A 546-nucleotide genomic window follows, 5' to 3' on the forward strand; every position below is an offset into this window, starting at 1 on the left:
CGCTTTATCAAACACCGGTTTCCCGGTGGATAAGGTGACCGCCGGGGTATTGATAAAGCCGCAACCCTGGCAGGTGATGCCGTTCGGGTTAGTGATGAAAACCGCGGCTTTTTGCCCCACCACTTCCTGCAGCCCTTGCAGATTTGAGGCCATCGTGCCCACCACCTCATGAATAATCAGCTCAGCCGGTTGACCGGTGAAGTTCAGATTCGCGCCAATTTTCCCCGCCAGCAGAGACTGTGTATCCTGAGTCGCGTTATTCAATACCAGTCCCGACGTGCCAACATTCAATGCCTGATAACGGTTATGTGAAACACCCCGGGCGTTAGGTGCCGCAATATGAATAATCGGGCGATTGTTTTTCGCGGTGATCCGGGTGTATTTATCCGCCAGTGTGATCCCCGGGACTTCGCCTTCCACTTCTGAGACGTTTAGGGTCAGTTGAGGCGCATGAGTTAATGCCCGTGCAATCAGCGCAGCAGTGACCGGCGTATATTTCCCTGCCACTGAGTTATACCGCCCTGCCGGTGAGTGCAGTTCGGGGTT

The 546-nt window shown here is 54.4% G+C and carries 1 protein-coding gene; it reads right to left on the reverse strand.

Annotation, left to right across the window (positions count from 1 at the left end; translation table 11 throughout):
- On the reverse strand, positions 1-546 hold a 546-nt coding region (locus tag AM629_RS21465; protein ID WP_152912074.1), incomplete at both ends, for a filamentous hemagglutinin N-terminal domain-containing protein.

Origin of the sequence: Photorhabdus heterorhabditis (assembly GCF_001280945.1) — a bacterium.
In the GTDB taxonomy this organism is placed as follows: domain Bacteria; phylum Pseudomonadota; class Gammaproteobacteria; order Enterobacterales; family Enterobacteriaceae; genus Photorhabdus; species Photorhabdus heterorhabditis.